A 13,405-nucleotide genomic window follows, 5' to 3' on the forward strand; every position below is an offset into this window, starting at 1 on the left:
GTTAACCTGACTTTATCCCGGAGTAATGTGATGCTCGGTCAACTTCACGATGTCGATCTTCAGCTTCTGCGGCTGTTTCTCGGCGTGGTCGAATCCAACGGCTTCAGCGCGGCGCAGGGTGAACTGGGCCTGAGCCAGTCGAGCATCAGCCAGCAAATGGCCAAGCTGGAAACCCGCCTCGGCTACCGGGTGTGCAACCGGGGCAAGGGCGGCTTCAGCCTGACACCCAAGGGCGAGCAACTGTTGATTGCCGCCCGGGCACTGTTCGATTCGATCGAAACCTTCCGCCATCAATCCAACGGCGTCGCCGGGCGCTTGATCGGCGAAGTGCGGCTGGGTCTGTCGGAAGCGGTGGACCAATCGGTGCTGCAACGGGTGGCCGATGCGATCCGGCGTTTTCGCGAACGGGACGAATCGGTAAGGATCGAGCTGATCAGCGCCATGCCCGGCGAAATGGAGCGTCTGCTGCTGCAACAGCGGCTGGACCTGGCCATCGGTTACTTCTCCCAGGTGCAGAGCGCGTTCGACTACCGCGAATTGTTCAGCGAAACCCAGCACCTGTACTGCGCGCCCGGCCATCCGCTGTTTACCGACGAGGCGCCCGATGATGCGGCGTTGCAGGCCTGCGACCGGGTCGATCACCCGTACAGGTTTCTGCGCAGTGACGAGCCGTTCCAGGGCAAGGTCTGCTCGGCACGCTCGGAGCAGGTCGAAGGCACCCTCGCCTTCATACTGTCAGGCAAACACGTCGGTTATCTGCCCAACCATTACGCGCGCCAATGGCAGGACAAGGGCCTGTTGCGGCCGGTGCGCGAAGGCGAGTTGAGCTTTGACGTGGCGTTCCATCTGGCCCGCCATCGGGCGCAAGTGCCCGGCGATGCGCAGAAGGCTTTTGAAGAAGACCTGCTGTCAGCCTTTGGTCGAACCTGAGCATTTTTTGGAACGCGGAGCGTCCCCGGCTGCATTCCCACGCAGAGCGTGGGAACGATCATGCGTTGCCCTCGCTCCCCTCTTACGGCATCCTGCGCACCCATTTTCCGACCCGGCCCCGCATTGCGGCACGCAAACCACCATGACCGTCTCTGAAAAAGCCCCGCGCAACAACGATCTGATCTACGGCCTCAACGACCGTCCGCACTTCACCGCAACGGTGTTTGCCGCCCTGCAACATGTGCTGGCCAGCTTCGTCGGCATCATCACCCCGACCCTGATCATGGGCGGCGCCCTCGGCCTGCAAAGCGAAATCCCGTACCTGATCAGCATGGCGCTGTTCGTCTCGGGCCTTGGCACCTTTGTTCAGGCCAAGCGCTTCGGCCCGGTCGGTTCGGGGCTGCTGTGCCTGCAAGGCACCAGTTTTTCCTTTATCAGCGTGATTCTCAGCGCCGGTTTCATGGTCAAGGCCCGGGGCGGCGGCACCGATGAGATTCTGTCGACGATCTTCGGCGTATGCTTCTTTGCCGCGTTTATCGAAGTGGTGCTGAGCCAGTTCATCGGCAAATTGCGCATGCTGATCACCCCGGTGGTGACCGGCACCATCATTACTCTGATGGGCCTGTCGCTGATCAAGGTGGCGATGACCGACATTGCCGGCGGCTTCGGCGCGGCGGATCTGGGCGCGGCCAGTCATGTATTCCTGGCAGCGCTGGTGCTGGGCACCATCGTGGTGTTGAACCGGGTTGACGTGCCGTTCCTGCGGTTGGGCGCGATTGTTATCGGCCTGACCCTCGGCTACGTGGTGGCGTGGCTGATGGGCACCGTGGATTTCGCCAACCTGCCCGAAGTGCCGGTGGTCAGCGTGCCGGTGCCGTTCAAATACGGTTTCAACTTCGACTGGGTGGCGTTCGTGCCGGTGGCGGTGATTTTCCTGGTGTCGCCGCTGGAAGCGGCCGGTGACCTGACTGCCAACTCGATGATTTCCCGGCAACCGGTGAAAGGCCCGCTGTACATTCGCCGGATCAAGTCCGGACTGCTCGCCGATGGCCTCAACTCCGCGATGGCGGCCGTGTTCAACAGCATGCCGATGGTGACTTTCGCCCAGAACAACGGGGTGATTCAGCTCACCGGCGTCGCCAGCCGTTACGTTGCGTTTTTCATTGCCGGTCTGCTGGTGCTGCTGGGGCTGTTCCCGATGATCGGCGCGGTGCTGCAACTGATGCCGAAACCGGTGCTCGGCGGCGCAGAGCTGGTGATGTTCGGCACCGTGGCGGTGGCCGGGATCAAGATCCTCGCCGAGGCCGGCCTGCATCGGCGCAACATGCTGATCGTGGCGATTTCCGTGGGCATGGGCCTGGGCATCGCCGCCGTGCCGGAAGTGCTGCGCGAACTGCCGCAGGCGTTGCGCAACATCTTCGAATCGCCGATCACCGTCGGCTCGCTGTGTGCCATCGTGCTGAATATCTTCCTGCCGGAAGAATTCATCGAACTGGAAGAAGATGACTTCGACCCGGAAGCCTCTATCCTTCAGGTCATGGAAAACCCCGACCTGCCGGCCAAAGCTGAACCCGCCGCGCCGGCCGCTGTCGCACAGTTGAACCGCTGATCCTGTCCGCTCGATAAAAAAAGGGCTGATACGGCAACGGTTCAGCCCTTTTTCAGTGAGAGAGCATCAATGCGCCGCTTCCACGCCGTCATCCTGTCCCTGCTTCTGCTCTCCCTCAGCGCCTGTGCGCTGTTCCCCAACCGCGACCCGGTGAACATCAACGTGGTCGGCCTCGAACCGCTGCCGAGCCAGGATCTGGAAGTGCGCTTCGCGATCAAGCTGCGGGTGCAGAACCCTAACGAAACGCCCATCGACTACAACGGCATCGCGCTGGATCTGGAGGTCAACGGTCACTCGCTGGCGTCGGGTGTGAGCGATCAGACCGGCTCGATTCCACGGTTCTCCGAAACCATCGTCAGCGTCCCGGTGAGCATTTCCGCGTTCTCGGTGCTACGCCAGACCCTCGGCCTGAGCCAGACCCAAACCCTCGACAACCTGCCCTATGTGCTGCGCGGCAAACTGGCCGGCGGGTTGTTTGGCACGATGCGCTTTGTCGATACCGGCAAGCTCAGTCTGCCAAGGGCCAGTGCTGCCACCTGGTAAACCGCACCGTCGTCAAGCGGTGAAACGCACACCGGGTTTCGCCCGCTCGTCGACGCTCAACTCGAACACATCCGGCCGTGCATAGTGGCCGACCACGTCGTAGTCGTAGCGGGCGCGCACCAGTTCTTCGGTGTCGATCTCGGCGGTGAGCAAGCCGGCCTCGCCGCGCAACGGCCCGGCCAATACGTCGCCCATCGGCCCGACGATCACGCTGCCGCCGGCGATCAGCGGTCGATCCCCCGACCAGTTGGCGATCTCCACACCCAGTTCATTCGGCGAGGCCTGGACCTGGCAGGCGCTGACCACGAAGCAGCGCCCTTCATGGGCGATGTGACGCATGCTGACCTGCCACATCTCGCGTTCGTCCACGGTCGGCGCACACCACACTTCAATGCCCTTGGCGTACATCGCCGTGCGCATCAGCGGCATCATGTTTTCCCAGCAGATCACCGCGCCGAGCTTGCCGACCTGAGTGTCGAGCACCGGCAGCGTCGAACCGTCGCCCTTGCCCCAGATCAGCCGTTCGGTGCCGGTCGGCATCAATTTGCGGTGCTTGGCCACCAGGCCTGCCTGCGGATCGAAATACAGCGCCGTGCAATGCAAGGTGCTGCCGGCCCGCTCGATCACGCCGATCACCAGATTGGCCCCGGTACGCGCCGACAGCCCGGCCAGCGCTTCGGTTTCCGCCCCCGGCACATCGATGGCGTTGGCGAAGTAACGGGCGTAGGCCTCGCGCCCTTCCGGCAAGCGATAACCCAGCTGCGTGCCGAAGCCCTCGCCTTTCGGGTAACCACCGAGCAAGGCTTCGGGCATTACCACCAGCGCGGCACCGGATTCGATGATCGCGGTTTCCCAGCTGAGGATCTGTTCCAGGGTTTCAGCCTTGCCACCGGGCAAGGCGCCGATCTGCAGGGCGGCAACGATTGATTTGGGCATGGCGGTCACTCCGTGAAGTTCAGGTGTTGCTGATTCTCCGACGCCACGGGATCATGAATAAAGACCGATCCACTGCTGAATGATATGAGCCAGATGAATATCGCAACCGTTGACCTCAACCTGCTGAAAGTCTTCGAAGCCCTGCATGAAGAGTCCAGTGCCAGCCGCGCGGCGTTGCGTCTGGGCGTGACTCAGTCGGCAGTCAGCGCAGCCTTGCGCCGGTTGCGCGAGGTGTATGGCGATCAATTGTTCGTGCGTACCGGACGGGGTTTGGCCCCGACGCTCAAGGCCAACCAGTTGAAACCGGTGGTCAGCGATGCCCTGAACAAATGTCGGCAAAGCCTGGCCATGGTCGACCCGACCGCCAATCACTACGACGGACGCTCGGTCACTGTGGGCCTCTCGGACGACTTCGAGATCGCTTACGGCCGGCGGCTGATCGAGGAAATCGCCAGCCGCGCGCCGAAACTGCGGCTGATCTTTCGCCAGACCCACAGCCAGATCGTCGCCCGGGCGCTGATGGAGCGCAGCATCGATCTGGCAATCACCGCCGGCGGATTCGCCGAACGGCTGCTCAGCCGTCAGGTGTTGGGTGAAGGGGGTTATGCGTGTCTGGTGGATCCGGCGAGCCTGGCGCCGGGCCAGCAGCAGATCGATCTGGAGGAGTTTGTCACTCGCGAGCACCTGCTGGTGTCGTCGGGCGGTTTTATCGGGATCACCGATGAAGGGCTGGCAGCGCTGGGCCGGACTCGCCGGGTCTGCGCCTCGACCACGCATTTCGCCGCGTTGCCGCACCTGCTCAAGGGCAGCGATGCGGTGGCGACCATTCCGACCCACGCCGCGCAGGCCATTGCTTCAATGAGCGGGCTGGCGCTGTTGCCCTGCCCGCTGGCGCTGCCGCGCTACCCGATCGAACTGGGCTGGCGCACCAGCACCCAGATCGATCCGGTGGTACTGACGGTGCGCGAAGCGATAGGCGCCAGTTTCAGAACCGAGTGATTACTTGTTGGCCGCCATCAGGCGATTGACTTCACTGCGCACCATGTTGGCGAATTCCGGCGGCGACATGCCGTCCAGTTCGGCGCGCACGAATTCGGCCCATTTACCCTTGCGCTTGGAGCGCTCGCCAAACAATCGTGCGGCTTCGCCCTTGGCTTTGCCCAGATTGTTCTGCCAGAGTTCGAACAGTCGGGATTTTTCATCTTCCAGCGCGGCGCGCTCTGCGAGGGATTTGTCGGCCAGATTGAAACTCATCGGGAATTACCTGCTGCATGAAATGGCGACATCTTACACGCTGGACGGAAACCTCTGACGCTGGTTTTTGCTCCGGATGGAAAATCGCTGCAACTTTTCAAGGCGCGCCACACTCCATTGTTCACTGTCCATTCACCTGCAAGGAGTCACCCAATGGCCCGGAAAACCGCCGTTCAAGCCGCCGAAGACCAAATCAAGGACCAGGCCTTCAGCGAACTTCAGGCGCTGATCGAAGAGTCGGAAAAACTGCTCAAGAGCAGTGCCTCGCTGGTCGGCGAGGAAGCGGAGACCCTGCGCGGGCAAATCGCCCAGAAATTGCAGCAGGCGCTCGATTCGGTCACCAGCGTGCGTGACCGCACCAAACCGGCGGTGGACGCCACCGAGAGCTACATCGGCGGGCATCCGTGGCAGACCGTGGCGATTTCCGCCGGGTTCGGTCTGGTGGTCGGATTGCTGCTCGGTCGCCGCTGAGCGCGAACAAAAAAGGCGAGCCCTTGGGCTCGCCTTTTTCATGCCCGGCAAAAACTTACTCGCCGGCCAGTTCACGCAACTGCGACAGGGTCTGTTGATCCAGCTCAATCCCTTTGGCCAATGACTTGGCCCGCTGCAAATGCCGCCGATCACCCGGCAAACGCTTGAGCCCTACCCCGTGCATCTGCCGCACCAGTTCCTGACTGCGTTCGGCGAAGCTTTGTCCGGCGGTCTTGCTCGGGTCGATCACGATCAAAAGCTGACCGGTCCACGGTGTCTTGGCCCCCGGATGGTTTTTCCAGTCGAATTCGAACGAGAAATTGCCGCCAGTCAGCGCGGCGGCCAGCAGTTCCACCATCATCGACAGCGCTGACCCCTTGTGTCCGCCAAACGGCAGCAAGGCGCCGCCTTCCAGAATCGCCTTAGGGTCGCAGGTCGGCTGGCCGAGGCTGTCGACGCCCATGCCTGCCGGCAGTTTTTCGCCCTTGCGTGCAGCAATCTGCACGTCGCCATGGGCGATGGCGCTGGTGGCCAGGTCGAACACGATCGGCGCACCGTCGGCCCGTGGCGCGGCGAAGGCGATCGGGTTGGTGCCAAACAATGGCCGGTCGGCGCCGTGCGGCACCACGCAGGTCATGCTGTTGACCACGCTCAGCGCCACCAGACCTTCGTCGGCGAAAGGCTCGACATCCGGCCACAGCGCGGCAAAGTGATGGGAATTGCGGATCGCCAACACCGCGATCCCGGCGCTGCGGGCCTTCTCCACCAACAGTGGACGCGCCGCCGCCAGCGCAGGCTGGGCAAAACCGTTGTCGGCATCGACGCTGACAAACCCGGAAGCCACATCCTCGACTTTCGGTACAGCCTTGCCGTTGACCCAGCCGCTGTTGAGCGTTGAGACATAGCCGGGGATCCGGAATACGCCGTGACTGTGCGCACCGTCCCGCTGGGCATTGGCGCAATTGGTGGCCAGGGTTCTGGCGACTTCGGCCGAGGTGCCGTGACGGGTAAAAATCCTTTCCAGCAGTTGAGTCAGCTCGTCCAGGGACACCGTGGACGAGACCGCATGATCGTGTGGCGCAGACATCTGAAGCTCCAGAGTAATTATTGGAGGGAACAACAGCGAACGAACAACCCGCAACCGGATTAACCACATGCAGCCGGTAGCCTGTCAACCCCGTGATGCGGATCGCACCTGACGCAATATCCATGTACCACCAGCCGATCCCGGCCGCCTTTCAATCTTGAGCCTCAAACCTTCCGTGCGTGCAAACGCCCTCAGCGAGACTCGACGATGTCAGCCCCAACCCCTCCCTTGTTATTCCCCGAAGCCATTGATTCACCGGGACTCTGGCCCGAACTGGGCAAGGCACACGGCCTGCGCGAAAAGGATTTTCGCTGGCTCGCCCATGCCCGGCTGGCGTCGGCTGCCCTGCGCAGCCAGCAGACGCCACCCATGCGTGCCGAACGCCTGCTGCTGAATGTCGCTAACCAGACTCCCCAACCGCTGCCCGGCGCCTTCATGCTCGGGGAGACACCGGATGACAAGGGTGTGATGCTCTACACCCCGTACGACGGCCTCAAAAAACACCACAGTCAGCAATCCCTGAAGGTGCAACTCGAACGACGCCTCAACGACGCCGATGAGCAGGAGCCTCTTTTGGCATTTCTGGCCGAGCCCCAACGCAAGCGTCTACTCGACGCCGGGCCCCTTTCGGTGAGCTTCAGCGTTATCGACGGGGATATATTCGAAGAGCAGCGCGCAAGCCTCGAGCAAGGCCAGGCATTGAACACCGAAGCTCTGTGCGCCGAACTGCAAGCCATCGCCACGCTCACGGACATGCTCGAAGCCATACTCGATAACGTGCTCAAGCCTCATTTCGGGAATTTGCGACAAACACATACACGTGTCAGTTTCCGTCCGCTTGCCAGTGACAGCGCCCGCCCCATGGAATTGACCGACAGGCACTGGCCCGAATCCATGAGCCTGAGTGAGGCCGTACTGGCGTATTACCGACATCAGCACTGGCCGGCGGGCCGGCAACCGGTGTTTTCCAATCCGGGCAGAAAACCGGCAATTGACGATCAGACCGTCTGGGAAGACGTCGTCAAGAACACTTCGGGACGGTTGCCGGTGCTGCTGTTTCGCGAACTGGAAGGTTTCTGGGACGCCCCCTCCGCCGTTGGCACCACCCGTCGTGTCTTCTTCGCTCGAGTGCTGGAAGACCAGGCACGCTGCGAATGGATGCTCAAGCGCGAAGCCGGGATCCTCGATCGCGAGCAGTTCAACACCGTGCATCAACTGATACGCCCGGTTTCGTCCGCCGCCCGTTTTCCTGTGGTGGAGAGCGTACGGCTGTGGGAACACGCCGCCAATTACGTGGAACTGGCGGGTTCGCTGATGATCAGCGAACCTCACGCGTTTCTTTATACGCCCGCCCAGGGCCTGCAATTGCTCGAGGACTACGAAGATCTCAAGCAGACGCTGCAGGACAAATTTCTCGCCAGGGGTCACGAAGACGAGCTCTTCGGATTGTTGAACCTGGATGAGCAAAATCGCTTTCTCGGTTTCGATCAACCCAAGGTATCGGGAGAACGGATCGTCGGGGAAATCTTCAAAATCCTGTTCGAGTCGATCATCACCAAGCAACGACAGAACATCGAATATGCGTTGCAGGTGTTTCGACACAGCGACGGTGCCGTGAACCTTCACGCGCTGTTCGACAAAAGTCTGGATATCCGCTCGATGATCCATGAACGGTTGTTGCAGCGGGACACGAGGGGACGCTGGAGCACACACCCGGTGATCGCCGGCGACCGGCAACCCTCTGCTGTGCTCACGGAGAAGGCCCTTGCGGCGGTGAAGACCTTCCGTTCGGTTGAGGGTCCCCTGGTCAACCGGCTTGCCAGTCAACCCATGAAGAATCGGGCCATCCAGCGTTACTGGCTGGAAACCATGAAGCCGGATCTGGCACACGCCTGGTTTGTCGGCATTAACGGTGAGGCCAGGCTCCGCCGATTGAATGCAACTCTGCCGGCCTGGGCTGAAGCGATCGTCAATACTGTGATCAGCGCCGACCGCCCCACCCGCACGCAGCGCGAGGCGCTCAACGGTTTCCGCCCGGATGCCTATTCGCTCACACTCGAAAGTCCCGGTGAACGCCATCTGGTGCGCCTGGCACATTGCATCCTGTTAACCGAACGTGGAGGCCTCGACGAACAACACTCGGGGTTTGCAGTGCTATGGACGCCTTCACAGGGGCTGGAGGTTTTCGACAGCGTGGCCAGTGTCCGCAGGCAGTTGAACCGGCGACTCCTCGACGGTACACAACGCCTTGCTTTGCTGGAAAACATCCTTGCATCACAGTTCCAGACCCATCAGCGATATACCCTGGGACCGCTGCTTTTCATTGGCGGCAACGTGCTGCTTGATCGCATGGAGTCGAGCATCGAGCATTACCTGGATCGATGCGAACAGGTGCGCTCACGGATCACGGACCAGACCCGCCTGGAAAGGGCTCTGGAACAACTGCGCGGGACGACGATCAACACCAACCTGCCTCTGGCAGCCAGCCATGCGCAAGCCATCGCCACCGCACAGACATTGCCCGCCTGGCTGGGAATGGCGCCGGTAATGGAACAGAAAAGGCACGTTGAATTGCTGGAACAGTGGTACCAGGGCGTTTCGAACGATCAGGATTACCTGACGGGCGTGCCGACTTTGGTCAGCCACGTAGAACAGACGCTCGCGACCTTGCTCGGCCAGCGCTTTGCGGGGCATCGGCTCGATCCGCGAGAAATGGAAATCACCCCTCACCTGGCGTTGGCCGGCCCCCCGCAGACGCTGGTGGAATTCGCCCTGAACCACATCAACGTCGCCCAGGGAACGGGCTTTCGGGTGTCATCGAAAAACCGGCAGACGATGCCGGCCGGGCTGGATCAGGGAGCGGTGACGCAATTGCTGCTTTCACTGGCGATACCGACAAGCTTCAGCGCAAAAGTGGCCGGTTCACTGTCGATCGACACGGCCGAAGGTCGTGAGCGCAAGCAGCGCTTTTTCCGTCAGCTGCCCTGGCAACTGATGCAACAGGCCCATGCCCTGAAACTGCAGCAACGGCTGTGTGACACCGCCTTCGATTACGTACGTCAGGTGCTGGACATGCCCGACGGTATTGCCCGGGCCGCCGCAGAGGTGCCGGCCATTGCCTGCCCGCTTTCGCTGATCAAGACCGAAGGCACGCCAGCGGTCATCGTTCCCGGAATGCATGTGTTCACGGCCGGCGGCGAAAACAGAGAGCCACTGGTGCTCTACGCCCCCTATGACGAACAGGTCTTTCACGAATTCGATGACGAAAAATCGCTGATAGCGGCGTTGAACGTCCCCGGACATTTGCAGAACCTCTTGCTGCGCCGCCTGCCAGAAGCCGAGCGCGCGCTGTTTCGCAGCCTGCTGGAATCCACACTGGGGCAGACCAGTGAAATGAGCCTGGACTTGCGAGCAATCACCGGCAACCTGCTGGAGTACCTGTACACCGACAATCTCAAGTTGCTCACCCAACTGCTGGGGACCCAGAAACAGAGCGAAGCGCAGACTGACTGGGAGACAGCAAAAGTTCTGCTCAGCGATGAAATCAAACAGGTTCCCGGTTTGCTGCCGGGCAAGCTTGCCGTCATCCCTTTTCTCTGGAAAGCGTACGACGAGTTCAAGGACTCGGCCGAAGCACTGCAGGATCATCACTGGAAACGCGCGCTGCGGTCTTTTATCGGGGGGGCGGCGCAAATGGTGATGATGGGGCTTTTGCCGCAGATGTCGGCCGAGACCTCCATCGCCAGTGATGCCGTCGAGCAGCAAAGCACAGACGCAGCCGAAACCATGGCGAAAAACATGGAAGAAACGACCACGCCGGATAGGGCCGACATCGAACCCACTTCGCCTCGACGCACGCAGCTGGGTCCTTTCGAGGCGAGGGAGGTGGCGCTGGAGGATCTCGTCTTCAGCCCCAGGCTGAACACCTACCGGGATGTGTCGAACAACCGCCATTACGCCGTGATTGAAGGCAAGGTCTACCCGGTCGTTCAGAAGGGTGAAGCCTGGCAACTGCGCAGCCCGGATCAATCCGGCCCGATGATTCAGATCAGCGAATCACGCCAGGTCATCATTTCACCTGGTCAGACCGTTCACTACGGCCAGGCCATCAGGAAACTCGCCGAACGCACGACCATTACCCGATTGCGCCGCAATATGTTGAACATCGAAGCCCACGGGATGAATGAGATTCGCCTCAAATACCCGCAAAAAGCCCAGGAGTTGGTGCATGCAATCGACCTCGCCCGGCGCTATGCCTTTTATTGCCTGCATAATCTGGTTCCGCTCACCAGGGGTATAGCCAACCCCCGGGTCAGCCTTTTTCTCGAAGGCTTTTTTGATGTGCCGAAGATTACCGGCGAAATGCTCAAAAAAATCGGCACCGCCATCATCCCCATCTGCAAAGCCCTGGTGGACCCCGCTGATGAGTTGTTGGAAACAGAGCGCTTCGTCGTCGGTTCCAACAAGTATTTGCCCGATTTGATTGCTTTTGTGCTGGATGGCGATCAGAAGCGATAGGTGCACTTCAGCGCACACTTTTTCGACCAGCAATTGGACGCATTCAAACCTATTATGCAGGTGCCATTCGATGTCGACGGGCATGCCCATGCATCCACCTTGATTCACGAGTTTTCCCATCAATTCAGCAAGACGATGTATATCGCAACATTGCGTGCACGTGAGCCGTTCTGCGACCTGATATCGACCCTCACTCCGGATGGCTTGAGGTTGTACGAGGATCTGGAGTTCGATCAGAGCTCAGCCTTGTCACTGAGTACGCCACGAGAGCAACTGTTTGCCGAATGGAACACCACCCTCAAAACCTGGATGGGGATCGACAAGATTGCGGACATGCAACTGATCTACGATGAAGTCCTGCAACTGACCGGCGCCAAAAACCTTCCTGAAGCGCGCAACGCCTTCCTTGATCGACAAAATCCCGACGTTCGCATCAAGGTGATCCTGCGCAATGCCGACTCCGTCACCCGGCTGATCTGCGAAATCGGGCGGCAACTCGACCCCATGCAATCGCCCTGAAACAGACGAAAAAAATGCGCAGGTGCAACACCTGCGCATTTAGTGCCTTTGGGAGCCGAATCAGTCCTTCTGATCCCGCAGCACATTGCCCGAAGCCCCATCGATACGGAATTCGTACACAACGCCATCGGCCTTGCGCCCTTCCCCTTTCCAATAACCGTCGTTGTCGGCCTCGATTTCGTAGACTTCGACATAACCGGCCTTGGTTTTCACGATCTCGATGGCTTTTTCAATGGTGATCCATCCAGCGCCCGGGCGGTCGGCCAGGGCTGCTCCGGCGCTCAGAAGACTGGCAGTCGCGACGCAAGCGGCGAGGGTTCGTTTGATCATTTTTCACTCCATTTGTGGATACTGTTCACGGGCAAGTCCTGGTTTTTTGGGGCGCCTGCGCGCAAAAAAGTTCCACGTTTTGATGGGTAAATGCCATGACGATGTTCTCGGCACCTTCCCCTGAAGGTTAGAATGCGCGAAATCAGGATGAGTCAATGACCCAGAACACCCTCTCGGAAGCCGAATACGATGCGATCACCGATGCCGCCGCGCATTGGTGCATGCGTCTGCATGCCGTCGACTGCACTGCTGAAGAGCGCCAGGCGTTCGAACAATGGCGTGATGCGCACCCGCTTCACGCGTTCGAGTATGAGGCGATGCTGGAAATCTGGGAGGTGGCTGAGCACTTGCCGCGCCCGGAACCCGCACCGGTCGTGCCGATTCGCCAACCCGCCAGCTCATGGCGCCGGTACGCAGTGGCGGCTTCGGTCTGTGCCCTGGCATTGCCGCTGGCCGCCTGGGCCGGATGGAACCTCGGCTGGCTCCCCAACAGCTATCAGCATTTTGCAGCGACCGACAATGTCCGCCATGTCACCCTGGGCGATGGCAGTCAGGTCGAGCTGAACCTCAACACCGAGCTGACCTACAGCAATTACAAGGACGAGCGTCGCGTCACGCTGAAAAAGGGCGAGGCGTTCTTCGAAGTCAGCCATGACCTTGGCCACCCCTTCATCGTCAGGGCGGCCGAAGGCAGGATTCGCGTCACCGGCACCCGCTTCAACGTCTGGATGTATGAGGATCAGGTCAAGGTGAACCTGATTGAGGGCTCCGTGCTGGTCACCAGCAACGCCCGCCTGAGCGGCGACGGCTTGCGCCTGGGCCCCTCGATGCAGGCTCGCTACAAGCACGGCGACGACATGCCGCAAATCAGTCAGACCTACGCCAACGACAATTCGCTGGCCTGGCGCAGCGGCAGACTGGTGCTCGACAACCTGTCGCTGAACGAAGCGTTGCCGCAGATCAATCGCTATCTGGACAAACCCCTGATGCTCGCCGACAACTCGACCGGCTCGATCCGGGTCGGCGGGATCTACAACATCAAGGAACTGAACAGCTTCGCCAGTACCCTGCCCAAAGTCTTGCCGGTCTTCCTGACCCGCAACAAGGACGGCAACCCGGTCATCAATCCGATGCCGCAACAGCCGCCAAAAAACTGAAGGCCGTTCCCGTGAGGGAGCGGCCTTCTGCTTTGGCGGTTGTAGACGGGT

General features: G+C 60.6%; 12 protein-coding genes. 8 read left to right on the forward strand and 4 right to left on the reverse strand.

Going from position 1 to position 13,405, the window contains the following annotated elements; all coding sequences use genetic code 11:
* The first annotated feature begins 30 nt into the window (after positions 1-30).
* From AWU82_RS07910 to AWU82_RS07920, 3 genes are all read left to right on the forward strand, one after another.
* Positions 31-930, forward strand: coding sequence for a LysR family transcriptional regulator (locus AWU82_RS07910; RefSeq protein WP_064381782.1), 900 nt, complete (start codon positions 31-33; stop codon positions 928-930).
* Positions 931-1,072: 142 nt separating this feature from the next.
* On the forward strand, positions 1,073-2,539 hold the full coding sequence (locus AWU82_RS07915; RefSeq protein ID WP_064381783.1) for a nucleobase:cation symporter-2 family protein: 1,467 nt from the start codon (positions 1,073-1,075) through the stop codon (positions 2,537-2,539).
* Positions 2,540-2,608: 69 nt separating this feature from the next.
* Positions 2,609-3,082 (forward strand): LEA/WHy family protein, encoded by a 474-nt coding sequence (locus tag AWU82_RS07920; protein WP_064381784.1) that lies wholly within the window; start codon positions 2,609-2,611, stop codon positions 3,080-3,082.
* 12 nt (positions 3,083-3,094) lie between these two features.
* Here AWU82_RS07920 and AWU82_RS07925 read toward each other — a convergent pair whose 3' ends face one another.
* Positions 3,095-4,018, reverse strand: coding sequence for a carbon-nitrogen hydrolase family protein (locus AWU82_RS07925; protein ID WP_064381785.1), 924 nt, complete (start codon positions 4,016-4,018; stop codon positions 3,095-3,097).
* An 84-nt stretch (positions 4,019-4,102) separates the two neighbouring features.
* Here AWU82_RS07925 and AWU82_RS07930 point away from each other — a divergent pair, with 84 nt between their 5' ends.
* Complete coding sequence (locus tag AWU82_RS07930; RefSeq protein WP_064381786.1) at positions 4,103-5,017, forward strand: LysR family transcriptional regulator; 915 nt, start codon at positions 4,103-4,105, stop codon at positions 5,015-5,017.
* On the opposite strand, the gene AWU82_RS07935 is transcribed toward AWU82_RS07930, so the two are convergent.
* A complete protein-coding gene (locus AWU82_RS07935; RefSeq protein ID WP_007957535.1) occupies positions 5,018-5,272 on the reverse strand; it encodes a hypothetical protein in 255 nt (84 codons plus the stop codon). It abuts the gene before it with no gap.
* Between the two features lie 153 nt (positions 5,273-5,425).
* Between AWU82_RS07935 and AWU82_RS07940 the strand changes: the two genes are divergently transcribed.
* Entirely contained in the window at positions 5,426-5,743 is a 318-nt protein-coding gene (locus tag AWU82_RS07940; protein ID WP_007957537.1) for an ElaB/YgaM/YqjD family protein, read from the forward strand.
* Between the two features lie 55 nt (positions 5,744-5,798).
* Here AWU82_RS07940 and AWU82_RS07945 read toward each other — a convergent pair whose 3' ends face one another.
* A complete protein-coding gene (locus AWU82_RS07945) occupies positions 5,799-6,830 on the reverse strand; it encodes an Ldh family oxidoreductase (protein WP_064381787.1) in 1,032 nt (343 codons plus the stop codon).
* Between the two features lie 369 nt (positions 6,831-7,199).
* Here AWU82_RS07945 and AWU82_RS07950 point away from each other — a divergent pair, with 369 nt between their 5' ends.
* Both AWU82_RS07950 and AWU82_RS29390 read left to right on the forward strand, forming a co-directional pair.
* On the forward strand, positions 7,200-11,348 hold the full coding sequence (locus AWU82_RS07950) for a dermonecrotic toxin domain-containing protein (RefSeq protein ID WP_335743471.1): 4,149 nt from the start codon (positions 7,200-7,202) through the stop codon (positions 11,346-11,348).
* A gap of 135 nt (positions 11,349-11,483) precedes the next feature.
* Positions 11,484-11,867 carry a hypothetical protein gene (locus tag AWU82_RS29390; protein WP_335743472.1) on the forward strand — a complete coding sequence of 128 codons (384 nt, stop codon included), beginning with the start codon at positions 11,484-11,486 and terminating at the stop codon, positions 11,865-11,867.
* Positions 11,868-11,927: 60 nt separating this feature from the next.
* Here the strand turns inward: AWU82_RS29390 and AWU82_RS07955 are convergent, their stop codons facing one another.
* Positions 11,928-12,197: a PepSY domain-containing protein gene (locus tag AWU82_RS07955; protein WP_011333983.1), complete on the reverse strand. Its 270-nt coding sequence runs from the start codon at positions 12,195-12,197 to the stop codon at positions 11,928-11,930.
* Between the two features lie 155 nt (positions 12,198-12,352).
* Here AWU82_RS07955 and AWU82_RS07960 point away from each other — a divergent pair, with 155 nt between their 5' ends.
* Positions 12,353-13,354 carry a FecR family protein gene (locus AWU82_RS07960; protein ID WP_064381789.1) on the forward strand — a complete coding sequence of 334 codons (1,002 nt, stop codon included), beginning with the start codon at positions 12,353-12,355 and terminating at the stop codon, positions 13,352-13,354.
* The last annotated feature ends 51 nt before the right edge of the window (positions 13,355-13,405 follow it).

Origin of the sequence: Pseudomonas glycinae (assembly GCF_001594225.2) — a bacterium.
In the GTDB taxonomy this organism is placed as follows: domain Bacteria; phylum Pseudomonadota; class Gammaproteobacteria; order Pseudomonadales; family Pseudomonadaceae; genus Aquipseudomonas; species Aquipseudomonas glycinae.